Raw genomic sequence first — 23,573 nt, forward strand, 5'->3', positions numbered from 1 at the left:
ACCGGAGTTCACGGGACCGGACCATCGTCGGGGCCGGGAGCAACGACGTCCACGTACTCCGGCAGCAAGGGACGGACGGCTGCCAACCACGGCGAGGCGTCGGACGGCAACGCTTCCACTGCACGGACGTTCGAGTCATGTTCGATCGCTTCGAGTCCTTCGGGAGTAGCTCGCACCAGCACGCCCACCGCGCAGGCGCACCCGGCGGACAATTGCTTCGCCGACGCGAGCGCCACCTGTTGCTGGCGATCGGTGTCGCCGCCGAGCGAGACCAGTCGCGTGGCTGCAACACCGGGCGATCTGCGCACTGCTTCGTCGTTGTCGGGAACGGGCACCGACATGAGCGGCGTCTGGACGCGCTCGATCGGAACTCGGAACATGACCCTGGACACGCGAACGCCCGAGACCTCAGCGCCCGGCACCTGAACACTGCTGGTCGACGTGATGACCTCGTCGACGGTGAGTGCCTTCGTGAACGAGACCAACGCCCACACCGGCCCGTCGACCGACGCAACAGAATCTCGCGCTCGGTCGAGGTAGTCCGGGACAGCTTCCCCACTGTCCGGACCCAGAGTGTCCGTCCGGATCGGCGGGGTCGGCACGGGATTCGCGAACCCCACGCCCACCACCGCCGCCACACCGACCACCACCGCGACGACGGCCGGCGCGGGGGTAAGCCCGCGCGGTGTCATGAGGACCGGAGAACTTCGAGTGCGTGTTCGAGATCCTTCGGGTACTTGCTCTTGATCTCGACCCAGCGACCGTCCGCCGGATGTGCGAATCCAAGAGACACGGCGTGCAGCCACTGGCGCTCGAGGCCGAGCCTTTCGGCAAGTCGAGGGTCCGCGCCGTAAGTCAGGTCGCCGCAGCACGGATGGCGCAACGCCGAAAAGTGGACACGGATCTGGTGTGTGCGACCGGTTTCGAGGTGCACGTCCAGCAGACTCGCTGCCTGGAACGCCTCGATGGTGTCGTAGTGCGTGACGCTGGGCTTGCCGTCGGCCGTGACCGTGAATCGCCAGTCGTTCCCGTGATGGCGTCCGATGGGCGCGTCGATCGTTCCGCTGCTCGGGTCGGGATGTCCCTGCACGAGAGCGTGGTAGCGCTTGTCGATGGTCCGCTGCTTGAAAGCGCGCTTGAGCAACGTGTACGCGCGCTCGGATGTGGCAACCACCATGACACCCGACGTTCCGACGTCCAGACGGTGGACGATGCCCTGACGCTCGTGGGCACCGGACGTCGAGATGCGGAAACCGGCCGCGGCAAGTCCGCCGATGACGGTCGGTCCCGTCCACCCGACGCTGGCGTGCGCGGCAACTCCGACGGGCTTGTCGACTGCCACGACGTCGTCGTCGGCGTAGAGGATCTCCATTCCCTCGACCGGTGTCGCTTCGATGGTCAGGGGCCGCGGCGGTTCGGGCAGGACTACCTCGAGCCACGACCCTGCGGTCAGACGATCGGACTTGCCGACGGCCACACCGTCGACGAGTACCGAGCCTTCTTCCGCGAGTGTCGCGACCACGGTGCGCGAGAGTCCGAGAAGGCGCGCGAGGCCGGCATCGACGCGCATGGCATCGAGACCGTCGGGCACTGGCATCGAACGGGATTCCCTCACTTGGTTTCTCCCTCGGCTGCAGCCTTCGATTCGGTGAGCTTCTTGTCGTCCGCCTTGTGATCACGCAGGCGTTCACCGTTGGGTTCGAAGCCGAACAGTGTCAGGACGACGAGCAGAATCGCGCCACAGACGATCGCGGAATCCGCGATGTTGAACACCGGCCACCAGCCGACGGAGACGAAATCCACCACATGTCCGCGCATGATTCCGGGAGAGCGGAAGAATCGGTCGACGAGGTTACCCAGCGCGCCGCCGAGAACGAGGCCGAGACCGAGCGCCCACCACGGTGATCGGAGCGTGCGACCGATCTTGATCACACCGATGACCACACCGATTGCGACGAGAGTGAGGATCCACGTCATCGACGTCGCCATCGAGAACGCTGCCCCCGGATTGCGCACCATCGTGAATGTGACCACGTCACCGATGATTTCGATCGGCTGCCCCGGTTTGACCGCGGCGACTGCCCACACCTTCGTGAGAATGTCCGAGAGCAGGATGACAGCGGCGATGGCAATGAGCATGGTCAGCCGGCGGGGCTTTTCGACCGGCGCAACCGCCAGGTCACCGTCTTCCGATTTCACGGCTTCCGGTTTCACGGTTTCGGGCTCGTCGGCCTTCGAGATTTCGGTAATCGGCTGATCCTCCGCGTTGACATCTCGGTCTGGGTGGTCTGTACTCACGCAACCATCATCCCTCATGTTCACCGCACCGGGTCACGCACTCTGCAACTGCGGCTAGCCTGGAGCGCGTGCCACTGCTGTCCACGACCGGCCGACGCGTTCCGTTCGCCCTCGCTGCCCTCGCTCTCACCACCGTTCTCACCGCTTGCGGCGAGTCGGATCAACCTCCGAACACCCCGACCTCCTCGCCGAGTGAGGTGACTGTTCCGGTGACCGCCGCGACGGTCGAAGTTCTCGAGGCGGGAAGCGAGCCGCGCGAGGTTTTGCGTACGAACTTGCCTGTCGGCACCACGCAGACGGCGACGCTCGTCACCCAGGCCGTCGTGAGTCAGCAGATCGATCAACAACCGGCGCAGGATTTCTCTTCGCCGGAGATCACGATCCCGCTCTCGGCAAACGTGACCGCTGACGATCCCACCGCAGTCGTTGACCTCACGCTGTCGTCGATGACCTCGCCCGATGCAACGCTGCAGGCTGCGCTGAGCGGGGCCGACGGGTCTGCGGCCGGATTGTCGGTCACGGATTCGGGCGCCATCACCGCCCTACGGTTGAAGCCCTCCGCCAACTCGGCCAATGCTGCCCGCGCTGCAATCGAACAAGCGCTGGGCCAAGCGGTCTACCGGACCGTTGCACTCCCCGACGCTCCGGTCGGTGTCGGCGCACGTTGGGTGGTTCGGCAGCAAGTCAGCAGCGAAATCCTGCTCGATCAGACAACCACCGTCACGCTCACCGCGCGCGAGGGCAATCGGCTTTCGCTCGCGGTGGACGTATCGCAGACCCCGCAGAGCCCGGTCTGGAACCTGGCCGGTGACGCCGGAACGCTGAACATCGATCAGTACGTCATGGCCGGTTCCGGAAACCTCACCGTCGACCTCTCACTCCCCTTGCCGATCGACGGACAGATGACCGTCGGCGGCGACCAGGCATACGGCGACCCGGACAGCTCCTCGGTGATCCGGCAGACCATCTCCAACAGCATTCGGTGGGAATCGTGACACGCCGGTCGCTTCTCGCACTTGGTCTGACCGCAACGGCGGCACTGTTCGTCGTGACCGGTTGCGGCTCGGACGACTCGCCTGGTGCCGACACGACTACGCAGGTTTCCGCCCCACAGGTCGGCTTGGCGCCGTTCACGGCTGCTCCGGCCGCACCGCTGAGCGGGGCGCCTCTCGACCGTGACGGCCTGCAACGAGCCGCGCTCACCCTGTCCGAGCTACCTGCCGACTTCGACGTAGTTCCCGACCCGGTCGACGACCTCGGCCTCGCACCGGCGCCGGAAAATTCGGAGGCGGACAAGTCGAGCACCGACCCCGCCGTCTGCGCCCAGGTTCTGGCGCCGATAGCCACCCAGGCTCCCGGATCGGTCGCCGACCTCTCCGACATGTTCACCGGCCCCGATTTCACGAGCATCGATCAGGACTCTGCTTCGTACGCCGACGGCACCGCGGCAGCAGCAGCTTTCGAGAAACTTCAGACCACGCTGGCCGGGTGTGCGGAGTATTCGGGAACCGATGCCGACGGAACGACCATCACCTATCGCGTCGGCGGAGCGTCGGACCCGAACATCGGCGACGCGTCTTTCGCTTTCCGAATCATCACGGAGAGTGGCGGTTTCACCTTGGTTGCCGACGCGATCGTGGCCGCAGTCGGGACGACGTTGACTCAGCTGTCCGCGACGGCGCCGAGTCCGATCGCCCCCGATGTTCTCCACTCGATGGCATCGGCCGCCGCAGATCGCCTGCGCGCACAAACGCCCTGACTACGAGCGGATTCGTCCTGTCTCGGCCTTTCGCGAATGATTCGGGACCACAGACCCTTTGACAACTGCCCGTCCACACTGAACGGTGAGAGTAGGTACGAAACAGACCAACGCGACACACTGATGTGAGGAGCCAGAGTTCATGCCGGAACCCAGAAGGTCAGATCACACCGATTACGTAGCCGTCAATCCGATCTTCTCGAGGCCTGGCGAGGATTCGGTTGCATCGAAGTACACACTCGAACCCGACGGCATGCTTCCCGAGACCGCGTATCAGATCGTCCACGACGAAACGATGCTCGACGGCAATGCGCGGCTCAATCTCGCGACGTTCGTCAGCACGTGGATGGACGATCACGCCACCAAACTGTATGCCGAGTCGTTCGACAAGAACATGATCGACAAGGACGAGTATCCGCAGACCGCCGCGATCGAAACCTATTGCTGGCGCATCCTTGCCGACCTCTGGCACTCACCCTCCCCCAAGGACGCAATCGGCACCTCGACGATCGGTTCGTCCGAAGCCTGCATGCTCGGCGGCCTGGCGATGAAACGACGCTGGCAGCACGCACGAAAAGCCGCGGGCAAGTCCACCGAAAAGCCAAATCTCATCATGAGTTCCGCGGTCCAGGTGTGCTGGGAGAAGTTCTGCAACTACTGGGACGTCGAAGCGCGTTACGTGCCGATCAGCGAGGAACACCGCACCCTCGACGGTCACGATCTGGACAAGTACGTCGACGAGAACACCATCGGCGTCGTCGCGATCATGGGCGTCACGTACACCGGGATGTACGAGCCGGTCCTGGAAATCTCGAAGGCACTCGATGCGATCCAGACGAAGACGGGACTCGACGTCCCCATCCACGTCGACGGCGCTTCCGGTGCGATGATCGCACCGTTCCTTCAGCCCGAACTCGAATGGGATTTCCGGCTCCCGCGCGTCCACTCCATCAACACCTCGGCGCACAAGTACGGGCTCGTCTACCCCGGCCTCGGCTGGGTGGTCTGGCGATCGCAGGATCTACTTCCCGACGACCTCGTCTTCAAGGTGAGCTACCTCGGCGGCAGTATGCCGACCTTCGCACTGAACTTCTCGCGTCCCGGCGCTCAGGTGATCCTGCAGTTCTACTTGTTCCTGCGTCTCGGCCACGACGGCTATCGCGCGATCCAGCAGTCCTCCCAGGACGTGGCGAAATTTCTCGCCGAAGGGATCGGGAAACTCGACGCGTTCGAACTGTGGAACGACGGTTCCGACATCCCGGTCTTCGCGTGGCGCCTCGCCGAGGGGCACACGTCCAACTGGACGTTGTACGACCTCTCGGACCGGTTGCGAGGCAAGGGCTGGTTGGTGCCGGCCTACCCCATGCCGGACGATCTCGCGGATCTGACAGTGCAGCGCATCGTGGTTCGTAACGGACTGAGCATGGACCTGGCGGCCAATCTGCTGCGCATCATCGAAGAGGAAACCGCGTTCCTCGACGAACTGGACAGCCCGATGCCGCGGCCGCGCGTCACCGAGGGATTCCATCACTGACGTCGCTTACCGCGTGAAGAGCGGCCGCCCACTCCCCTTCGGGAGTCGGCGGCCGCTCTGGTGTTTCAGGTGTTACCGAGAGATCAAGCAGCGCAAGCCGGCGAGGTCAGACCTGCAACGCCGACGATCTGGCAAGCGGTGGTCTTCGAGAGCTTCCAGACGCCGTCTTCGTAGACGAACGAAGCCTGCAGGCCCTGCTGCAGCGGCTGGCCGTTGACGACGATGTTCAGCGAAGCTGCTGCCGTCTCGCTGCCTGTGTCGGTGACCGGGTCGAGGATCTCGACCTGCGCGCCGGCAGCCTTGGCGGCAGCGGCGACCTGGTTGATGAGCTCGGGATCAGCCTCGGCGCCCTGGACGAGGTTGACCTTGTCTGCGGCCGGAACGCTCTCGTCGAGTGCCTGGGCGACCTTGCCGTTGAGCTCAGCAGAGGTCGGGAGCTCGGGAGCGGGATCGCCGGAGGGCGTGGTGGTAGCCGTCGTGGTCTTCGATGACGTGGTGGGTGATGCTTCCTTTTCACCCGAGCTACAAGCGGTCATCGTGAGGGCTGCTGCGATCGCCACTGCTGCAACGGTCATCTTCTGAAGCTTCAACTTCTCAGTCCTATCCATTCGGGTGTTCACATTCGAGCGTCAGTCGAACATCGTGCTTGCTCGAGGATCGTCGACAACATTACCCAACGGTAAGCGGAAAAAGTCTAAGGACATCCTCAGAGAAGGCTGTCGACCGCATCTGCTACCTCGAGCACCTCATCGGATTCGGCAAAGGTTTTGGCGATTCCCGTTCCGCTGGAACGGGTTTCGAAGCGAACCGTCACCACACCGTGCCCGGCGCCCTGCACCCAACCGTGTCCGTATTCTGGATGCTTCACGTCCAAACCGGGGTGCCAGTAGCGCTGAGGGACACGTGCTGCCACCGGAACGTCGAGTTCGGCCTCATCGAGGGCGCCCGTGAGAGTCTCGACCGGATAGCCGGGAACGTCCTGATCCAACTCGGGAAAAAGTGATCCTTGCCGAACGGTGGACAAACCGGCGAATCCCACACCGACCAGGCGAATCGGCCCCAATTCCTGTGGATCGATGACCTGTTTCTGCGCAGTCGCGATGAGGATTTGGCGGTCGATGGTGGCAAACGGCAGCGTCACGGATCGAGTCAAGATACTCATATCGGACTTCTTGAGCTTCAGTACGACGGTGCGAGCAGCTCTTCCGTCCTTCTCCAGCCTGGAAAATGCTGCACGACCACTACTTTCGACGGCGGCGCGCAGTTGCGCCATGGTGACGATGTCTGCGGCGAACGTGGATTCCGCGCTGATCTGCTTGGATTCGGCACGCTCGGCGACCGGCCGATCGTCGATCCCCTGCGCAAGCCGATGCAACCCCGGACCGACAGTGGTTCCCAGTATCGACGCCACCTCCGCTATGGGTGTGCGGGCAAACCCACCGATGGTTTCGATCCCGAGACGCTTGAGTTTTTCCTCGGCGACGGGACCGATCCCCCACAGCTTTCGCACCGGAAGCGGATCGAGCAACTCGTGCTGCATCCCGGGAGGAATCACTGCGACGCCGTCGGGTTTTGCCAGTCCCGACGCGATCTTGGCCACCTGCTTACCTGCGCCGGCACCGATCGAAGCGACCAACCCGGTCTCGGCTTTGATCAACGCCCGCAGGTCCTCGCAAAACGCGCGGACCTCGTCAGCTCCGACACCGGCCAACTCCACCGGTTCCCCGAAAGCCTCGTCCACCGACAGTTGCTCGAGGATCGGCATACGAAGGCGCAACGCGTCGAACGTGCGTTTACTGAGAACCGAGTACAGGGACATCCGTGGCGGCAATACCACCGCTCCACCACCGACCATCCGGCGTGCTTGATGCATCGGCATTGCCGATCGCGCACCGAAAACTCTCGCTTCGTAACTTGCCCCGGCCACCACCCCGCGCCCGCCCAAGCCGCCGACCAGCACCGGGCGACCTCGCAGAGTGGGACGCGTCAACTGCTCGGCGGAAGCGAAAAACGCATCCATGTCGAGATGCAGCACCCACCTACGACTTCGTGTGGGATCACCTTGATTCATCGGGCGTTACGGTTCTCTCAAAAGTAGGTGCAGAATTTACGTCCGCGCCTTCTTCTTCGGCGACTTCTTCTTCGGCAGGGGCAATACGTCGGCAGTCCGTTGAATGAAGGCGTGCAGGTGATCGAGGTCCTGCAACCGTTCCTCCGTCACCCGGTAATAATCCTTCGCTCCCGGGTACGGCGGAGCCAGATCGGCCTCTGATCCGAACTCCGTACTGACCTCGGTGGGTTTGACGAACAGGACGTCTCCGCAGATCAAGCCCACGATCTTCTCGTCGCAATACAGTCCGTACTCGCCGAACATCGCCCTTGCCCGCACGTCGAGCGGTTCCAACTGCTCGAGAATGCGCGCCACGGTTTCCTTGCTCGTGCTCATGAGAGCAAACTACTCCGGCACCCCGACATACAGACATTCATCGGGGAGCCGGAGTAGCTATGGCGGTATTAGACCTTCGTGATCGCGGCGCGGATACCGTCACCGAGATCGACGGCGTCGTCTCCCGCTTCACCCACAGAGAAGGAGGTGGCCAGAACCTCACCGGCGATCAATTCGCGATGACGCTCCGCCCACTCCTTGCAGTCCTGCGGAACCTCGAGCACGACGTTGATCCGGTCCGAGACGTCGAAACCGGCAGCACGGCGCGCATCCTGCAACTGACGGATACGGTCCTTAGCCCATCCCTCGGCTTCGAGTTCCTCCGTCACAGCGGAATCGAGTACGACCAGTCCCGCACCGTCCGGCAGAGCAGCCGTCGAATCCGGCTCGGCCGCAACCAGTTTCTGCGTGTACTCCTCGGGCAGCAGTTCGATGCCCGCCGCAACCACGACGCCGTCCGCGTTCTCGGTCCAGTCGCCCGCCTTGACCGCCTTGATGACAGTCTGAACGGACTTGCCCAGACGCGGTCCTGCAGCACGCGCATTGACCGCGATCTCGAAGCGCCCGTGCACGTCGACGTCATCGGTCAGATCGACCTTCTTGACGTTGACCTCGTCGGCGATCAGTCCGAGGAACGGACGCAGACGCTCGGCATCCGGCGCCGCAACCGTGACCTCGGGCAGCGGAAGACGAACACGCAGATTCTGCGCCTTGCGCAGGCTCAGCACCGTGGAGCACACGGTCCGGACGTCGTCCATCGCCGCTACCAGGTCGGGGTTCGCGGGGAGCTCCGACGCCTCGGGCCAATCAGCCAGGTGAACCGAGCGCTCCCCGGTCAGCCCGCGCCAGATCACCTCGGACACCAACGGCAACAGCGGCGCAGCGAGACGCGTCACGACCTCGAGCACGGTGTGCAGGGTGTCGATCGCGTCGCGATCCTCGTCCCAGAACCGCGAACGAGACCGTCGCACATACCAGTTGGTGAGTGCGTCACAGAACAACCGAAGCTCGTCGCACGCACCGGCGATGTCGTTGACCTCGAGGGCCTCGGTGATCACGTCGCGGGTGGTAGCGAGCTTGGCCAGGATGTACTGATCGAGGATATTCTCCGAATCGGTACGCCACACACCGGATTCCGGGGCGTACAACTGCAGGAAGCTCCAGGCGTTCCACAGCGGGAGCAATGCCTGACGCACACCTTCGCGGATGCCCTGCTCGGTCACGATGAGGTTTCCGCCGCGCAAGATCGGCGAAGACATCAGGAACCATCGCATCGCATCGCTGCCGTCGCGGTTGAACACCTCCTTCACGTCCGGGTAGTTGCCCTTGGACTTGCTCATCTTGAGTCCGTCGTCGCCGAGCACGATGCCGTGCGCAGCAACGGTTTTGAAGGCCGGACGATCGAAGAGTGCGGTGGCCAGCACGTGCAGCGTGTAGAACCAGCCGCGAGTCTGCCCGTTGTACTCGACGATGAAATCGCCCGGGAAATGACCCTCGAACCATTCACGGTTCTCGAATGGGTAGTGCACCTGCGCGTACGGCATCGAACCGGATTCGAACCAGCAGTCGAGCACCTCGGGAACGCGGCGCATCATCGACTTCCCGGTCGGGTCGTCGGGGTTCGGGCGGACCAGGTCGTCGATCATCGGGCGATGCAGATCGGTCGGACGCACACCGAAGTCTGCCTCCAACTGATCGAGCGATCCGTAGACGTCCGTACGCGGGTACTGCGGATCGTCCGACACCCACACCGGGATCGGGCTGCCCCAGTAGCGGTTTCGGCTGATGTTCCAGTCGCGTGCACCTTCGAGCCACTTGCCGAACTGGCCGTCACGGATGTGCTCGGGCACCCACGTGATGTCCTTGTTCAGCTCGACCATGCGATCGCGGAACTTGGTGACCGCGACGAACCACGAGGGAACCGCCATGTAGATGAGCGGCTGCCCACTGCGCCAACTGTGCGGGTACGAGTGCTCGATCGTCTCGTGCCGCAGCAGCTTTCCAGCGGCCTTGAGGTCCTTGATGATGACCGGGTTGGCGTCGAAGACCATCAAGCCCTCGTACGGCGGAACCATCGAGGTGAACTTTCCACCCGCATCGAGCGGCTGCACGACCTCGATACCGTTGGCCGTGGCGACATCCATATCCTCCTCACCGAAAGCCGGTGCGAGGTGGACGATTCCGGTTCCGGAATCGGTTGTCACGTAGTCGGCCGAAAGCACGACGTGCGCGTTCGGATGTCCGAGGAAGAAGTCGAACGGCGGTGTGTACGACAGTCCGACCAACTCGGCGCCCTTGTGGCGGGAAACGACCTCGGGGTCCTCCCCCAGCTCACGTGCGTAATGAGCTACCCGTGCTTCCGCGAGCACGTACCGCTTTCCGTCCTCGCCGAGCACCTGGACGTAGTCGACCTCGGGATGAACCGCAGTGGCCAAGTTGGACGGCAGTGTCCACGGAGTCGTGGTCCAGATGATCGCGTTTGCGCCGTCCAATGGTGAACCCGGAGCGACCAGCGGCATGTCGACCGTGACTGCAGGATCCTGACGCATCTTGTACGCGTCGTCGAGACGAGTCTCCTGATTGGACAGCGGAGTCTGCTCGTACCAGCTGTAGGGCAGCACGCGGAAGCCCTGATAGATCAGGCCCTTGTCGTGCAGCTCCTTGAAGGCCCACATGACGGACTCCATGAAGTCGACGTCCAGGGTCTTGTAGTCGTTGTCGAAGTCGACCCAACGTGCCTGGCGGGTGACGTAGTCGCGCCACTCGTCGGTGTACTTGAGCACCGAGGCCTTGCAGTACTCGTTGAACTTGGCCAGACCCATGACTTCGATCTCGGCCTTGTCCTTGATGCCGAGTTGCTTCTCCGCTTCGAGTTCTGCGGGCAGGCCATGGCAGTCCCAGCCGAAGCGTCGCTCGACCTTGCGTCCACGCATGGTCTGGAAGCGCGGCACCAGGTCCTTGACGTACCCCGTCAGCAGGTGACCGTAATGCGGCAAGCCGTTTGCGAAAGGCGGTCCGTCGTAGAAAACGAACTCTTCGCTGCCGTCCCGATTGGAAACCGACGCACGGAAGGTGTCGTCGTCGTCCCACTGTTTCAGGACTTTCTGTTCCAGTTCGGGGAACTTGACTCCGGTGTCGGCGGGGACACCGTAGTCGACTCTGGGATACCCGTTACTCGCCATGGCGATCTCCTCGTGCCAGTCGGACTCGGCACGGGGACGACGTGGCGCTTGTGCGCCGACACCGCGGTACCACCCCGTTTGCACCCCGTAGATCCGCGCTTGGATCCCGAGGTGCCACTCGATCGAGCTGTGACGGGCTCACCCGTTCGGTTCTACTGAGTTCTGGGCGCCTGAAGCGACAAGAACCGTTCTTCCGAAAGCTCCCCGGTGATTGCCGGATCACAGCCTGGTATTCGTGTTGGACAGTCTAATACTCGTCCTGGACCTTGTCGGAACTCGCCCTAGGACTTGTCGGGGCCACCCGGCGACTCGCCATGATTTCTCTGATTGTCATCGTTGGCGGTGGCTGCATCGTCGATCGACGAATTCGAGGAACTCTCGACTCGACCGTAAGGCGACGACATTCCGCTGCCCGATGCCGGGTCATCCAACGAAGGAACCGCCTTCCTGCTGGTCAGCGCACTGACCAGCAGGAGGACGGCACCTGCTACACAAATCGCGATACATGCCCACGCCCAGATCAGCGACCCTGTGGTCAGGGCGACGATCAGGAGAGCGAAACCAACTCCCGCGAGAACCAACGTCACGACCAGCACGTATCAACCTTTGTCCGGTCCGATAGCTGAGCCGACGGGGCGCTCTCGGTCAGCTGTTTCCCTTGGCGAAGGACGGGCTGTAGGAATCCTGTCCACCGTCGACCGGAACGGCCGAGCCGCGCTGTTCGAGCTCTTCGAGCTGCGATTCCAGGTAGGACTTCAGGCGCACCCGGTACTCGCGTTCGAACGTCTTGAGCTGCTCGATACGGCCCTCGAGGACCGAACGCTGCTGGTTGATGGTCGCCATGATTTCGGTGTGCTTCTTCTCGGCGTCCGCCTTGAGAGCGTCTGCCTTCTCCTGAGCCTGGCGAAGCTGGGTCTCGGAGCGAGTCTGAGCGTCGGTGAGCATTGCCTCCGACTTGTTGCGCGCATCCGCGATCATGCCGTCAGCCTTGCTGCGAGCCTCGCTCATGAGCTGCTCGGAGTTGGTGCGGGCACTGCCGAGCAGCTGCTCGGACTCGGTCTTGGCATCGTTGGTGAGGCGATCCGCCATCTCCTGAGCCAGTCCGAGGACCTTTGCGGCCTGCATGTGGGTGTCGCCACTCTGCGGCGCTGCAACGGCAGCGGCGGCGGGAACCGGCGCTGCAACAGGTGCAGGCTTGGGCGGTTCGACGACCCGAGCGGGCTCCGGCTTGGGCTGCGCTGCGACGGGTGCTGCCTGCTGAGCAGGTGCCGGCGACTTCTTGGCAGCCGCGAGCTCCTGATCCAGCTCACCTACGCGCTGGCGCAGGTCCGCATTCTCTTCGATGAGCTGCGACAGCGCCTGCTCGACGAGGTCGAGGAATGCGTCGACCTCGTCCTCGTTGTAGCCACGCTTGCCGATAGGCGGCTTGCTGAACGCAACGTTGTGCACGTCAGCTGGAGTCAGTTGCGGCATGGAAGGATCCCTTCACGCGTCATTTGGCGGTCTAGCAAGCATTCAGTTGCAACACAGTCTACGTAGTGGCGAACTACGTAGTGGCGAACCACTGGATGAGTTATGGCATCCATTCTGGCACACCACTCACTCGGACTGCGCTCAGCGAACAACCGACATCAGGATGATGACGATGAAAAGCAAGACCATGATGGATAGATCCAAGCGAACTCCACCGAGGTTGATCGGGGGGATCAACCTGCGGAGCAGTTTCACCGGAGGATCGGTGATCGTAAAAATGGTTTCGAGAATGACTGCGACCAATCCGGTCGGTCGCCAATCTCTGGCAAACGAACGAACGAACTCGACGATCACTCTGCCGATCAGCAACAGCCAGAAGACAACCAGCACCAGATAGATCACAGAGAGAAGCGCGTCCACACCCTCACTCTGCCTGACTTCTGCGGTGTGTCCAAAACAGACACACCGCAGCAATTCCGGAACCGGTCCGCATCGAGTCCGTCTTGTAACGGCCGGCGATGGGTCCGAATGCGGCGTCCGCCGAGACGGGCCGCCGCTCGAATGTGCTCACGTCACCCCTGCTCAGAGGCCGGACTGCGGTCGAGACCATCATTTCTGGCTGTAGAAACCCGTCTCGGCGATCCGACGGCGCTCCTCGGCGGAAACGTCGATGTCGGCCGGTGAGAGAAGAAACACTTTGGTGGCTACCTTGTCGAAAGAACCACGCAATGCGAATGCCAGGCCGGCCGCGAAATCGACCAGACGCTTCGCGTCGGCGTTGCTCATGTCGACCAGATCCATGATGACGGGAGTGCCGTCCCGGAACCGCTCACCGATGGTGCGGGCCTCTGCGTAGCTCTGCGGACGCAGTGTCGTGATCTTGGCGAGCGGGCCGCCGTCGTCGACAACCGGCGCACGTCGCGCTTCGGGTCGCTCTGCGCGCGCGTCGACCGCGAGGTTGCCACGGCTTGCCGGGCGCGGCGCCATCGCCGGGCGGCTGCTGCGGCTGGGAACGGTGTCGACGCGGGGCCGGGAGTCGTAGCGATCGAACTCCGCGTCCTCTTCGTCACGACGACTGGGCGCATAGCTCGCCTTCGAGAAGGCAGGTTCGACGAACTCGCGGTCGTCGCGCTCGGCATAGCCGTCGTGACTACGACGGGGTGCGCGGCGAGCCTGATCGGGCTCCTCCACGTATTCGTCCTCGTAGTCATCGAGGGGAACCATGCCGAAGTAAGCCTTGAACTTATGCAGGTTGCTCATTGATCGACCTTCCTTGGCGCGGCGGAATCAATCCGACTGCGACCGGTCGCAGCGGTGTGGACGGGTTGGGCGATCACCTGAGCGATCACCTCGAGATTACTGGTCGTGAGCCGAGCAGTGCGGTTCCGACACGCACGCAGGTTGATCCGTGGCGCACTGCAGCCTCCAGATCGCCGGTCATACCGGCCGAGAGTTCGGTTGCCCGGGGATGCGATTCGAGGATCAAAAGATGTGCCCTGCGGAGGATTTCGAACTGCTCGTCCGGATCTGATCCAAGCGGCGGGACGGCCATCAGTCCCGCGAATTCGAGACCTTCGGCTGATTCGATCCGCTCGGCGAGAGGCGTTAGCTCGCCCGTCGGAACTCCGCCACGCGCGGGGTCTCCGTCGAGACTTACCTGGATGAGCGCCCGGAGCGGCTCCGTGCGCTCACCGTCCGACAAAGCACTCAGCGCAGCCCGATCGAGTGCATCGACCAGTCGCGCACTGTCCACCGAGTGAATTGCATAGGCCCACTTCGCTACCGACCGAGCTTTGTTGCGCTGCAACTGTCCGATCATGTGCCAGCGAACCGGATCATCGATCGCGCCCGTCTGTGCAGCGCCGTCGAAGTCCGCGACCTTCTCCACTGCTTCCTGCTCACGAGACTCACCGAATTCACGGCAACCCAGTTCGTACAGAATTCGAGCGTCGGACGCCGGAAAGAATTTGGTCACCGGCAGCAGTGCTACGTCGGAAACCTCGCGACCGGCGGCAAGGCAGGCGGCCGCCAATCGCGCCCTCACCGAGTCGAGTGCCGTCGATATTTCTGTCAGCCGCATTTCCGTCTCGCGCATTTCTGCCTAGACGGTTTCCTGCGCTGCGGGCGCTTCCATCCAGATCACTGCAGCTTGACGCCCGGTCAGAGATTCTCGGCGATGACTGAACAACGCGCGATCCTCGATCGTGCACCGCGGGTCCTCGGCGACACCGGACACACCCGCGGCGAGCAACTGCTTACGCAGTCCCGCACGCAGATCGAGCCCCGGCGTGCCCTTCTCGGTGCGAGTTGCACTGCCCGGCAAGTGCTTTTCCACGTCCGCGCGCATCGCAGCGGGAACCTCGTACTGGCGTCCGCTCGCAGCCGGACCGAGGAAGGCGCCGATACGCGAAACGTCCGCGCCCTGACGCACCATCTCCGCGAGGACGCGCGGGACGATACCGATGCGGGCACCGATCCGTCCGGCATGAACGGCCGCGATCACACCGGCCTCCTCGTCGGAGAGCAGAACGGGAACACAATCTGCACTGAGGGTGGCGAGCGCCAGGCCGGGAACAGTGGTGACCAGAGCATCCGTCACCGGAATCACTTCGTCGGTCGGTTCCGTCACGACAGTGACGTTGCGCGAATGGATTTGTTCCATCCACACGAGATGGTCAGGCTCGACGCCTATTTCGCGTGCCAGACGTCGGCGATTCGCATCGACGGCTGCCGGATCGTCTCCGACGTGATCGCCCAGATTGAACGACTCGTACGGTGACGCGGAAACACCACCGGCTCGGCTGGTCACGACGCGGCGAATGCGGGTGCGGGTGGTCGACTTCTCGGTACTCAAGATAAGTGTGCTCACAAACGTCGAAAGTTGTCGTCCGGCTCAGACGTGACCGGACATCCAGTCAAGAACAGGGTACCCAGAAATTCCGGGCACCCTGTTCTCGAAACTGTTTGTAGCCCTACGTCAGCGACGCATGAAGACCGGCACGTCGACGTCGTCGTCGCCCTCGTCTTCCTGGACCGGCGCATGGCGGGGGCCACCGATCGGAGGCAAGCTGCCCGAACCGGTGGTCTCGCGCGCTGCGGAAATCGGCTGCTCGCCAGCAGGTTCGGCGGCCACCGGCGACCGGCCGACCTCACCCGCGCGCCCGGCGCCGATAGCTCCACGTCCCTGCGCGGTCGACTCCACGGGACGACGAGCCGGAGCTCCTCCGTCGAATCCCGCAGCGATGACCGTCACACGAACCTCGTCACCGAGTGAATCGTCGATGACCGTTCCGAAGATGATGTTGGCGTCGATGTGGGCAGCTTCCTGCACCAGCGAAGCCGCCTCGTTGATCTCGAACAGACCCAGATCGCTACCGCCGGCGATCGACAGGAGCACGCCGCGGGCGCCTTCCATCGAAGCTTCGAGGAGCGGGGAATTGATCGCGGATTCCGCCGCCTTGATCGCGCGTCCCTCACCCCGCGAGGAACCGATTCCCATCAACGCACTACCGGCACCGGACATGACACCCTTGACGTCCGCGAAGTCGACGTTGATCAGACCCGGAGTGGTGATGAGGTCGGTGATGCCCTGGACGCCGTTGAGGAGAACCTCGTCCGCGCTGCGGAACGCGTCCATCAGGCTGACGGCCGCGTCACCCAGCTGGAGCAGGCGATCGTTGGGAATGACGATCAGCGTGTCGCAGGACTCGCGGAGCGCCTGGATTCCGGTATCCGCCTGTCCCCCACGACGCTTGCCCTCGAAAGAGAACGGTCGCGTCACGACACCGACGGTGAGTGCGCCCAGCTTCCGGGCGATGCTTGCCACGACAGGGGCACCACCGGTTCCGGTGCCACCACCCTCGCCTGCCGTCACGAACACCATGTCGGCGCCCTTGATGACCTCTTCGATCTCGTCCTTGTGATCTTCGGCTGCCTTGCGACCCACTTCCGGGTCGGCACCGGCGCCGAGGCCACGGGTCAATTCACGACCGACGTCGAGCTTGACGTCGGCGTCACTCATCAGAAGGGCTTGCGCGTCCGTGTTGACCGCGATGAACTCGACTCCCTTGAGTCCCTGTTCGATCATGCGGTTGACTGCGTTCACGCCGCCGCCGCCGATGCCGACGACCTTGATTACGGCGAGGTAGTTGTGCGGGGGCGTCATCGGCTCTCGCCTTCCGTGTCGTGTTTCACGCTGCTTGTCAGTGCTGCTGTCTTTGTTACTGCTGTTTTTGTAGCTTCATGCTTTTCGTGAACAACCCTAAACCTCAACCACAGGGTTAGATTTATGTCAAGTATTCGATCTGAAACGAAACGCTATGCACCGTCGTCGCGTTCCGCCATTAGGCGCGCCGAGACACACCGAAGTATTTGCTGCGCACTGACGCACGGCTGCACCGTGCGCTATCGGACCGTCGGCAGATCAGGACTGGACACGTCGTACGTCTGCCCCGGTTGGGTCAACAGCGGAAGCGTCACAGCAGCCTTACGATCCGAGTGCTCGACACCGCCCCAGTTTACGACCCGACCGTCGAGCAGAGTCAGCGTGACACTCGAAATCGACCGAGCGGCAACCTCTCCCACCTGAAATCTCAGATCCGGCGGCAACACCGACAACACCTCGAGCGCGGCAAGCGTCGGCTCGTCGTTCCACCCGGGCGTCGGTGTCACCAGACGCGGAACCCCGGGCGGCGGGACGCCCATCTCGAAGTCGACGCCCTTCTCGTCCAGCAGGTGTGCACCCTCAGGTGAGTCGACGAAGACGACCGGTACCCGTTCGGTGACGGTGACGCGGATAGTCGACGGATACATCCGCTGCACACGAGCCGAGGCCACCTTCGGAATCGTCGCCACACGTGCGGCGGCGGCGCCGGTGTCTACCCGCATCAACGGCTGACCGGTCGGTACGGCCAGGAGCGAAAGGATCTGTTCCTCACTGACGGTCGTCGCACCGAGAACTTCGGTGCCCCGGACCGAGAGCACCGGAGACAACCAAGCCGTCAACGCAATTCCCACCACGAGCACGATTGCCAGCGGTGCCACGATCAGCGGTCGCTTGAACCACTTACGAGTCGGTGTGGGTTCGGGAGCCGGCTCCGTCGACCGCGTCGAGTATCGCGATTCGGTGCGAGTACTGCGCCGACGCGTACTGGTGGCTTGTCTGGCTCGAGGATCTCGACGCCCGCGCCGACTTCGTGCGTCGGGTGTCATCGCGGCGCGGGATGCGGCGCCGAACGCAAAGCATCGAGGATCTGTTTGCCGAGCATGGTCACGTCACCGGCACCCATCGTGATGACGATGTCGCCGGGGTGAGCCAACGCCGCCACCTGCTTCGGCGCCTGTGACAGATCCGGTTGATAGTGAACAGGTTTCGTGACCGACTGAGCGACCAGCGCACCACTGACGCCCGGCATCGGCTCTTCGCGAGCGCCGTAGACATCGAGAACGACAACCTCGTCGGCCAAGTCCAGCGCCTGCGCGAACTCCTCGGCAAACGCGGCGGTGCGTGAATAGAGATGAGGTTGGAAGACCACGATCACGCGTCCGGCTGCCGAATTGGTCGACGACGAATCGTCCTCCGGTCGAACCAGATCCGCCGCCGCGCCGAGAACCGCACGAACTTCGGTCGGATGGTGGGCGTAGTCGTCGAACACCCGGACACCACGCTCGCGGCCGGTGAACTGGAACCGGCGGTGTACGCCACCGAATCCGGCGAGCCCCTCGACGATCTCCTCCGTCTCGGCGCCGGCGTCACGGGCAGCCAGTAGAGCCGCAAGTGCGTTGAGCGCCATGTGACGACCCGGCACTGCCATCCGCACGGTTCGCGCGGCGCTCTCGCCCGCCAGGTGGAACTGCAGGACTCCCCCGACGTCGTGCGCATGGAAGCCCAGTAGTCGGACTCCGACCTCGACACCGTCGACAGGCTCGAAGGCGGTGCCCGCCTCCACCTCCTGCGCGTCTGCCGATCCGTAACCGAGTACCCGGATGTCCGAACGGCCCGAGGCCACGATTCGCTTCGCGAGATCCGCCGATCCCGGGTCGTCGAGGCAAGCAATCAAGAGCCCACCCGGACGCAACTTGTCGACAAAATCGTCGAACACCTTCACATACGCTTCGACGCTGCCGAAATAGTCGAGGTGATCGGCCTCGATGTTGGTCACGACGATCACGTTGGGGTCGTACTGGAGCAGCGACCCGTCGCTCTCGTCCGCCTCGGCGACAAAGACGTCACCGCTGCCGTGATGGGCATTCGTTCCCGCTTCGTTGAGTTCGCCGCCAACGGCAAACGAAGGGTCGAAACCACAGTGCTGCAGGGCGACCACGAGCATCGAGGTCGTCGACGTCTTGCCGTGTGTACCCGAAACCAGGAACGTGCGATTGCCCTGCATCAGTGATGCAAGGACAGCCGGCCGAAGAATCACCGGGATTCCGCGGCGAGCGGCCTCGACGAGTTCCGGGTTGTCCTTCGGGATAGCCGCGTGCGTCGTGACGACGACGGTCGGACCACCCGGCAGCAGGTCGAGAGCATCGGCGTCGTGGCCGATCCGGACCTGCGCCCCGCGTGCACGAAGCGCCAGGACTCCTCGGCTCTCCTTTGCGTCCGAACCCGAGACAAGGCCCCCGCGGGAAAGCAGAATTCGCGCGATGCCGGACATACCGGCACCGCCGATTCCGACCATGTGTACTCGCTCGAGGTGGGCGGGCAGCGCGGTCATCGGTTTCCCCTTGCGTTTTCCTGGACGGCGTTTTCCTTTGCCGCGATGTCGAGCACGATCCGTGCGATCTCGGTTGCCGCGGTGCGGTGCCCGACGTTGGCAGCACCACTGCTCATCTTGTCGAGGCGCGCGCTGTCGCTCAGCATCGGGACGACGGTACCGGCGACGAACGTCGGCGTGAGCTCGTTGTCGGAGACGATGATCGCACCGCCCGCTGCGACAACGGGTTTCGCGTTGAGTTCCTGCTCACCATTGCCGTGCGGCAACGGAACGTAGACGGCCGGAAGCCCGACCGCCGAGACCTCGGCGACCGTCATCGCGCCCGAACGACAGATAGTCGCGTCGGCTGCGGCATACGCGAGATCCATCCGCGAAAGATAGGGAACAGCCACATACGGTGCCGTCTCCGAGTACTGCGTGACTTCGAGAGAGTTCTTGGGTCCGTGTGCGTGAAGGACCGAGATCCCGGCCTTCGCCAGTTCTTCCGCTGCTCCGGACACCGCGTCGTTGAGCGACTTCGCGCCTTGCGATCCGCCGAAGACGAGCAGAACGGGACCGTCCTGAGGTAGTCCGAAGTACTCGCGAGCTTGCGAGCGGAGTCCCGCTCGATCGAAATTGGCGATCGACGCGCGAACCGGGATGCCGACGATCTCGGCGTCCTGATCGCCGCGGTTCTTCACACCTGACCCCGGAACCGCGGCAAGCACCCGCGTCGCCAGGCGAGCACCGATCTTGTTCGCGATGCCGGCACTGGCGTTCGCCTCGTGGATGACGATCGGAATCTTGCGGCGGCGCCGAAGAACACCGCCACGTGCGGCAAGATACGCCGGAAGCGCGACGTAACCACCGAAACCGACGATCACGTCGGCGTCGACGGAATCGAGTACCTCACGGGTCTTGCGCACCGAGGCGAGGATGCGTGTCGGCAGTTTGACGAGATCCATCGCGGGCTTACGAGGAAGCGGAACCGGGGGAATGAGCTCGAGCGTGTACCCGCGAGCCGGCACCAAGGTGGTTTCGAGACCACGCGCCGTCCCGAGCGCAGTGATTCTGGTGTCGGGCGCAGCGGCCTTGACCGCGTCCGCGACAGCAAGTGCGGGTTCGATGTGACCAGCCGTGCCTCCCCCTGCCACCACTACCGACAGAGCCGATTTGTTGCCGCTCACCTACGAATTCCTCGCTCTCGAACTTCTCGTGGATCTTGTGCCCTACGTGTCGGCGCCTGCCGACGCTGACCATTCTGCCCTCCCGCGGTGCGCTTCCGTGACCCAGCGGCCGCACCTCGGTTGGAATCCGAGGAAGGGCGAGCACCTTGATCTGCCCGCTTGCGTCGATCGCCCATCTCGATCGCGCGCCGGCCGTCGCGTCCGCGTGCCGGTTCGATCTGCCGTGCGGGCTTCTGTCGACGGATCGGCCGGCCCCCTGACGGCGGGTGGTACAGCACGGGCTTCGGCAGTCTGAGCAACTTCGAGATCTTGCCGTCCTGCCCGGAGTTCAGAGCGGCAACTGCTTCGGGCTCGTGGCGCGCTGCATTGGCGATGACACCGAACATGAACAATGTGATCGCCAAGGACGAACCGCCGGCGGAGACCAAGGGCAACTGGAGTCCGGTCACCGGCAGCAGTCCGATGACGTAACCGATGTTGATCATTGCCTGGCCGACGATCCAGGTAGTTGCAGTGGCCGACAGGAGCCGCCAGAACGGATCGATGCTGCGGGCTGCGATCCGCAATCCCGTGTAGACGAATACAGCGAACAAACCGATCACCACTGCGCAGCCGACAAATCCCAACTCTTCGCCGATGATCGCGAAGATGAAGTCGTTGTGCGCGTTGGGTAGGTAGTTCCACTTGGCGACGCTCTGACCGAGTCCGCGTCCGAAAAGGCCCCCGTCGGCGAGCGAATACAAAGCCTGCTTGGCCTGATAGTTGTTGCCCTGCAGGTCGTCGCTCTTGTTGAAGAAGGCTTGAACTCGATCGGAACGATAACCGGCCGTCATCGCCAGCACGCCCGCCACGACGACGCCCGTCACCGCGATCGAGCCGAAGAGCTTCAGTGGCAGCCCACCGAACCACAGCAGGGCCCCGACGATGATTCCCAATGCGATGGTCGTACTGAGGTTCGGTTGCGCGACGACCAGCGCGAAGACCAGCATTGCTGCGGGCACGAGCGGAATCAGGATCGACTTCACGGATCGGTCGTCCGGCCGCCGCGAAGCCAACAGATGGGCGCCCCAGATCGCCAACGCGACCTTCATGATTTCCGAGGGCTGCACCGAGAACCCGCCGACGTTGAACCAGCGACGCGCGCCCTGCGCTTCTGTGCCGATTCCCGGAATCAGGACGAGTACCAGCATGATCAGCACGACGACGAACAGCGGAAACGAATACTGCCGGAGCACTCTCGCCGGGATCCGCAGCGCGACGTAGAAGAGCACAGCTCCGAGAATCGCGAAGATCAACTGCTGGGTGAACAACGAATACGCCGAGCCACCGGACACGTACTGCTCGACGCTCGACGCCGACAGAACCATCACGAGCCCCAAGACAGTCAACATCGTGGCAATCGTCACCACCAGGTGGAACGACGCCAACGGCCGCGCCAACCAGGCACCGATTCGGGTCTTGGGACCCTTGGTCATAGCAAGTTCCCGGCTTGGCCAGGCGAATCCGTGAACGGATCGGGTAATGCGGCGACGGCGGCGGCGAAGCTGTCACCACGATGTCCGTAGCTGGCGAACATGTCCAAGGACGCGGCGGCCGGGGCGAGTACAACTGCATCACCGGGGGACGCCAACTCGGCAGCTTCGACTACCACTGCGGCCATGACGGCATCCGCGTCGGCACCCGACGGCAGCCGGATGGTGAGAGTCGAGTTGCTGCTGTTTTCGCTCACCACTGCATCGTCCCCCGACATCACGTGCACCACGGGAACATCGGGCGCGTGTCGCGCGAGCGCGTCCTCGATCACACCAGCGTCACGCCCGAGAAGGACAGCGCCGGAGAGTCGAGGGCCGACTTCGCTCACCAATTGGTCGACGCTGGCTCCCTTGAGCAGACCGCCTGCAACCCAGACGACGCGATCGTGCGCGAGTATCGACGGTCGGGCTGCGTGCGGATTGGTGGCCTTGGAGTCGTCGATGTACACAACGGACCCGACACGGCCGACCAGCGCCCCTCGGTGTGGGCCGACCTTGTGTGCGGCCAGACCGCGTTCGACGACGTCTGCCTCGAATCCGAGTGCCCGCGCCAACGCGGCGGCGGCCAGCGCGTCCATGACGCCTGCCGGGCCGGCGGGATCTATCGACGCTGCTTCGGCCAAGCGGACGTGATCGCCGAATGCGTTGTCCACGAGGTGTCCCGCTTCGACACCCAGTTCTCCTTCGCCCGGTTCACCCAATCTGAACCCGGTGACAATGTCTGCAGTTGCGCGAGTTCCCAGTTCGGAAGCGATCGCGTCATCGAGGCCGACCACCGCGACCTTTCCGCTCAGCGCCCGCGACTTGGCCTCGGCGTACGCGCTCATTCCGCCGTGCCAGTCGAGGTGATCCTCGGCGACGTTGAGGACCACGCCGGCATCCGGACGCACCGAAGGCGCCCAGTGCAATTGGAAGGACGACAGTTCGACAGCGAGGTACTCCACGCGCGGCGACGTCTCGGCGAGTGCGTCGAGTATCGGCAGCCCGATGTTTCCGCAGGCTCGGCCGACAACTCCGGCGGCGTCGAGAATCGAGGCCAGCATCGACGTCGTCGTGGTCTTTCCGTTCGTCCCCGTCACGACGAGCCATTTACGGGGTGTGCCGAAGTGCCCGCTGTGGTCGACGCGCCAGGAGAACTCGACGTCTCCCCAGATGGGAATCCCGTGACCGGCGGCGGCTGCAAGGATCGGTGCATCCGGCCGAAAGCCGGGACTGGTGACTACGAGCCCGTACTCGGTGATCGAATCCGGAGCATCCTCGATCGAGGTGGTGGTCACCATGCCCGCGCCGAGCTCCGCGCAGCGCTCCGCGAAGTCCAAGGTCGAATCGGCAACCGTCACGACAGCACCGAGGGCGACGAGAGGTTCGATGGTCGCTTGACCGGACACCCGCCCACCGGCGACCAGCACTCGCGTACCGCGGAGCCAGGACAGGTCGTTCTCGGAATCCGCTGAGCTGGTCATGGTT

General features: G+C 63.6%; 22 protein-coding genes. 3 read left to right on the forward strand and 19 right to left on the reverse strand.

All coding sequences use genetic code 11. The features are described 5' to 3' along the window. Positions 1 to 8: 8 nt before the first annotated feature. Genes RA302_RS16900 through lspA form a run of 3 tightly spaced genes read right to left on the reverse strand, consistent with a single transcriptional unit; the run spans position 9 to position 2,199 of the window. Positions 9 to 692 (reverse strand): hypothetical protein, encoded by a 684-nt coding sequence (locus RA302_RS16900; protein ID WP_007733159.1) that lies wholly within the window; start codon positions 690 to 692, stop codon positions 9 to 11. Continuing rightward, positions 689 to 1,615: an RluA family pseudouridine synthase gene (locus RA302_RS16905; protein WP_007733161.1), complete on the reverse strand. Its 927-nt coding sequence runs from the start codon at positions 1,613 to 1,615 to the stop codon at positions 689 to 691. The genes RA302_RS16900 and RA302_RS16905 overlap by 4 nt, the downstream gene beginning before the upstream one ends. Beyond that, positions 1,612 to 2,199 carry a signal peptidase II gene (gene lspA, locus RA302_RS16910; RefSeq protein ID WP_228402286.1) on the reverse strand — a complete coding sequence of 196 codons (588 nt, stop codon included), beginning with the start codon at positions 2,197 to 2,199 and terminating at the stop codon, positions 1,612 to 1,614. The genes RA302_RS16905 and lspA overlap by 4 nt, the downstream gene beginning before the upstream one ends. A gap of 167 nt (positions 2,200 to 2,366) precedes the next feature. Here lspA and RA302_RS16915 point away from each other — a divergent pair, with 167 nt between their 5' ends. The 3 genes from RA302_RS16915 (at position 2,367) to RA302_RS16925 (ending at position 5,591) form a co-directional block, all read left to right on the forward strand. Then, positions 2,367 to 3,293 carry a hypothetical protein gene (locus tag RA302_RS16915; RefSeq protein ID WP_058226941.1) on the forward strand — a complete coding sequence of 309 codons (927 nt, stop codon included), beginning with the start codon at positions 2,367 to 2,369 and terminating at the stop codon, positions 3,291 to 3,293. Beyond that, the gene (locus RA302_RS16920; protein ID WP_235808431.1) at positions 3,290 to 4,057 is read left to right on the forward strand and encodes a sensor domain-containing protein; all 768 of its coding nucleotides are present in this window, start codon (positions 3,290 to 3,292) and stop codon (positions 4,055 to 4,057) included. Before RA302_RS16915 ends, RA302_RS16920 begins: the two co-directional genes overlap by 4 nt. Positions 4,058 to 4,199: 142 nt before the next feature. After that, the gene (locus tag RA302_RS16925) at positions 4,200 to 5,591 is read left to right on the forward strand and encodes a glutamate decarboxylase (RefSeq protein ID WP_070160650.1); all 1,392 of its coding nucleotides are present in this window, start codon (positions 4,200 to 4,202) and stop codon (positions 5,589 to 5,591) included. 83 nt (positions 5,592 to 5,674) lie between these two features. Here the strand turns inward: RA302_RS16925 and RA302_RS16930 are convergent, their stop codons facing one another. From RA302_RS16930 to murD, 16 genes are all read right to left on the reverse strand, one after another. After that, on the reverse strand, positions 5,675 to 6,166 hold the full coding sequence (locus RA302_RS16930; RefSeq protein WP_256261690.1) for a hypothetical protein: 492 nt from the start codon (positions 6,164 to 6,166) through the stop codon (positions 5,675 to 5,677). Between the two features lie 131 nt (positions 6,167 to 6,297). Then, a complete protein-coding gene (locus RA302_RS16935; protein WP_042452844.1) occupies positions 6,298 to 7,662 on the reverse strand; it encodes a DNA polymerase IV in 1,365 nt (454 codons plus the stop codon). 36 nt (positions 7,663 to 7,698) lie between these two features. Then, complete coding sequence (locus tag RA302_RS16940; protein WP_003941748.1) at positions 7,699 to 8,037, reverse strand: TfoX/Sxy family protein; 339 nt, start codon at positions 8,035 to 8,037, stop codon at positions 7,699 to 7,701. Positions 8,038 to 8,105: 68 nt separating this feature from the next. Continuing rightward, positions 8,106 to 11,219: an isoleucine--tRNA ligase gene (ileS, locus tag RA302_RS16945; RefSeq protein WP_070160658.1), complete on the reverse strand. Its 3,114-nt coding sequence runs from the start codon at positions 11,217 to 11,219 to the stop codon at positions 8,106 to 8,108. 281 nt (positions 11,220 to 11,500) lie between these two features. Next, on the reverse strand, positions 11,501 to 11,815 hold the full coding sequence (locus RA302_RS16950; RefSeq protein WP_007733197.1) for a hypothetical protein: 315 nt from the start codon (positions 11,813 to 11,815) through the stop codon (positions 11,501 to 11,503). 49 nt (positions 11,816 to 11,864) lie between these two features. After that, on the reverse strand, positions 11,865 to 12,692 hold the full coding sequence (locus tag RA302_RS16955; RefSeq protein WP_003941722.1) for a DivIVA domain-containing protein: 828 nt from the start codon (positions 12,690 to 12,692) through the stop codon (positions 11,865 to 11,867). Between the two features lie 141 nt (positions 12,693 to 12,833). Beyond that, complete coding sequence (locus RA302_RS16960) at positions 12,834 to 13,112, reverse strand: YggT family protein (protein WP_003941780.1); 279 nt, start codon at positions 13,110 to 13,112, stop codon at positions 12,834 to 12,836. Positions 13,113 to 13,301: 189 nt separating this feature from the next. Then, positions 13,302 to 13,952: a cell division protein SepF gene (locus RA302_RS16965; protein ID WP_003941752.1), complete on the reverse strand. Its 651-nt coding sequence runs from the start codon at positions 13,950 to 13,952 to the stop codon at positions 13,302 to 13,304. 85 nt (positions 13,953 to 14,037) lie between these two features. Beyond that, a complete protein-coding gene (locus RA302_RS16970; protein ID WP_007733204.1) occupies positions 14,038 to 14,787 on the reverse strand; it encodes a YggS family pyridoxal phosphate-dependent enzyme in 750 nt (249 codons plus the stop codon). 6 nt (positions 14,788 to 14,793) lie between these two features. After that, the gene (pgeF, locus tag RA302_RS16975; protein WP_007733207.1) at positions 14,794 to 15,561 is read right to left on the reverse strand and encodes a peptidoglycan editing factor PgeF; all 768 of its coding nucleotides are present in this window, start codon (positions 15,559 to 15,561) and stop codon (positions 14,794 to 14,796) included. Between the two features lie 108 nt (positions 15,562 to 15,669). After that, positions 15,670 to 16,857: a cell division protein FtsZ gene (gene ftsZ, locus RA302_RS16980; protein ID WP_003941788.1), complete on the reverse strand. Its 1,188-nt coding sequence runs from the start codon at positions 16,855 to 16,857 to the stop codon at positions 15,670 to 15,672. A 239-nt stretch (positions 16,858 to 17,096) separates the two neighbouring features. Beyond that, positions 17,097 to 17,903 carry an FtsQ-type POTRA domain-containing protein gene (locus RA302_RS16985; RefSeq protein ID WP_003941781.1) on the reverse strand — a complete coding sequence of 269 codons (807 nt, stop codon included), beginning with the start codon at positions 17,901 to 17,903 and terminating at the stop codon, positions 17,097 to 17,099. Then, entirely contained in the window at positions 17,900 to 19,408 is a 1,509-nt protein-coding gene (gene murC, locus RA302_RS16990) for a UDP-N-acetylmuramate--L-alanine ligase (RefSeq protein WP_030537033.1), read from the reverse strand. The genes RA302_RS16985 and murC overlap by 4 nt, the downstream gene beginning before the upstream one ends. Next, complete coding sequence (gene murG, locus RA302_RS16995) at positions 19,405 to 20,574, reverse strand: undecaprenyldiphospho-muramoylpentapeptide beta-N-acetylglucosaminyltransferase (RefSeq protein ID WP_338477326.1); 1,170 nt, start codon at positions 20,572 to 20,574, stop codon at positions 19,405 to 19,407. Before murG ends, murC begins: the two co-directional genes overlap by 4 nt. Continuing rightward, positions 20,571 to 22,049, reverse strand: coding sequence for a putative lipid II flippase FtsW (gene ftsW, locus RA302_RS17000; RefSeq protein ID WP_338477327.1), 1,479 nt, complete (start codon positions 22,047 to 22,049; stop codon positions 20,571 to 20,573). The genes murG and ftsW overlap by 4 nt, the downstream gene beginning before the upstream one ends. Continuing rightward, positions 22,046 to 23,569 carry a UDP-N-acetylmuramoyl-L-alanine--D-glutamate ligase gene (gene murD, locus RA302_RS17005; RefSeq protein WP_030537034.1) on the reverse strand — a complete coding sequence of 508 codons (1,524 nt, stop codon included), beginning with the start codon at positions 23,567 to 23,569 and terminating at the stop codon, positions 22,046 to 22,048. Before murD ends, ftsW begins: the two co-directional genes overlap by 4 nt. Between the last annotated feature and the right edge of the window lie 4 nt (positions 23,570 to 23,573).

Source organism: Rhodococcus sp. DN22 (assembly GCF_036669995.1).
Classification (GTDB): domain Bacteria; phylum Actinomycetota; class Actinomycetes; order Mycobacteriales; family Mycobacteriaceae; genus Rhodococcus_F; species Rhodococcus_F erythropolis.

What these genes read in the sequence shown, in the direction of transcription:
- RA302_RS16985 (WP_003941781.1), bottom strand. Translation starts at nt 17,903, where the DNA reads ATGACACCCGACGCACGAAGTCGGCGCGGGCGTCGAGATCCTCGAGCC.
- murD (WP_030537034.1), bottom strand. Translation starts at nt 23,569, where the DNA reads ATGACCAGCTCAGCGGATTCCGAGAACGACCTGTCCTGGCTCCGCGGT.
- ileS (WP_070160658.1), bottom strand. Translation starts at nt 11,219, where the DNA reads ATGGCGAGTAACGGGTATCCCAGAGTCGACTACGGTGTCCCCGCCGAC.
- RA302_RS16955 (WP_003941722.1), bottom strand. Translation starts at nt 12,692, where the DNA reads ATGCCGCAACTGACTCCAGCTGACGTGCACAACGTTGCGTTCAGCAAG.
- RA302_RS16970 (WP_007733204.1), bottom strand. Translation starts at nt 14,787, where the DNA reads ATGCGCGAGACGGAAATGCGGCTGACAGAAATATCGACGGCACTCGAC.
- murC (WP_030537033.1), bottom strand. Translation starts at nt 19,408, where the DNA reads ATGACCGCGCTGCCCGCCCACCTCGAGCGAGTACACATGGTCGGAATC.
- RA302_RS16900 (WP_007733159.1), bottom strand. Translation starts at nt 692, where the DNA reads ATGACACCGCGCGGGCTTACCCCCGCGCCGGCCGTCGTCGCGGTGGTG.
- RA302_RS16965 (WP_003941752.1), bottom strand. Translation starts at nt 13,952, where the DNA reads ATGAGCAACCTGCATAAGTTCAAGGCTTACTTCGGCATGGTTCCCCTC.
- ftsW (WP_338477327.1), bottom strand. Translation starts at nt 22,049, where the DNA reads ATGACCAAGGGTCCCAAGACCCGAATCGGTGCCTGGTTGGCGCGGCCG.
- RA302_RS16935 (WP_042452844.1), bottom strand. Translation starts at nt 7,662, where the DNA reads ATGAATCAAGGTGATCCCACACGAAGTCGTAGGTGGGTGCTGCATCTC.
- ftsZ (WP_003941788.1), bottom strand. Translation starts at nt 16,857, where the DNA reads ATGACGCCCCCGCACAACTACCTCGCCGTAATCAAGGTCGTCGGCATC.
- RA302_RS16940 (WP_003941748.1), bottom strand. Translation starts at nt 8,037, where the DNA reads ATGAGCACGAGCAAGGAAACCGTGGCGCGCATTCTCGAGCAGTTGGAA.
- RA302_RS16930 (WP_256261690.1), bottom strand. Translation starts at nt 6,166, where the DNA reads ATGACCGTTGCAGCAGTGGCGATCGCAGCAGCCCTCACGATGACCGCT.
- RA302_RS16925 (WP_070160650.1), top strand. Translation starts at nt 4,200, where the DNA reads ATGCCGGAACCCAGAAGGTCAGATCACACCGATTACGTAGCCGTCAAT.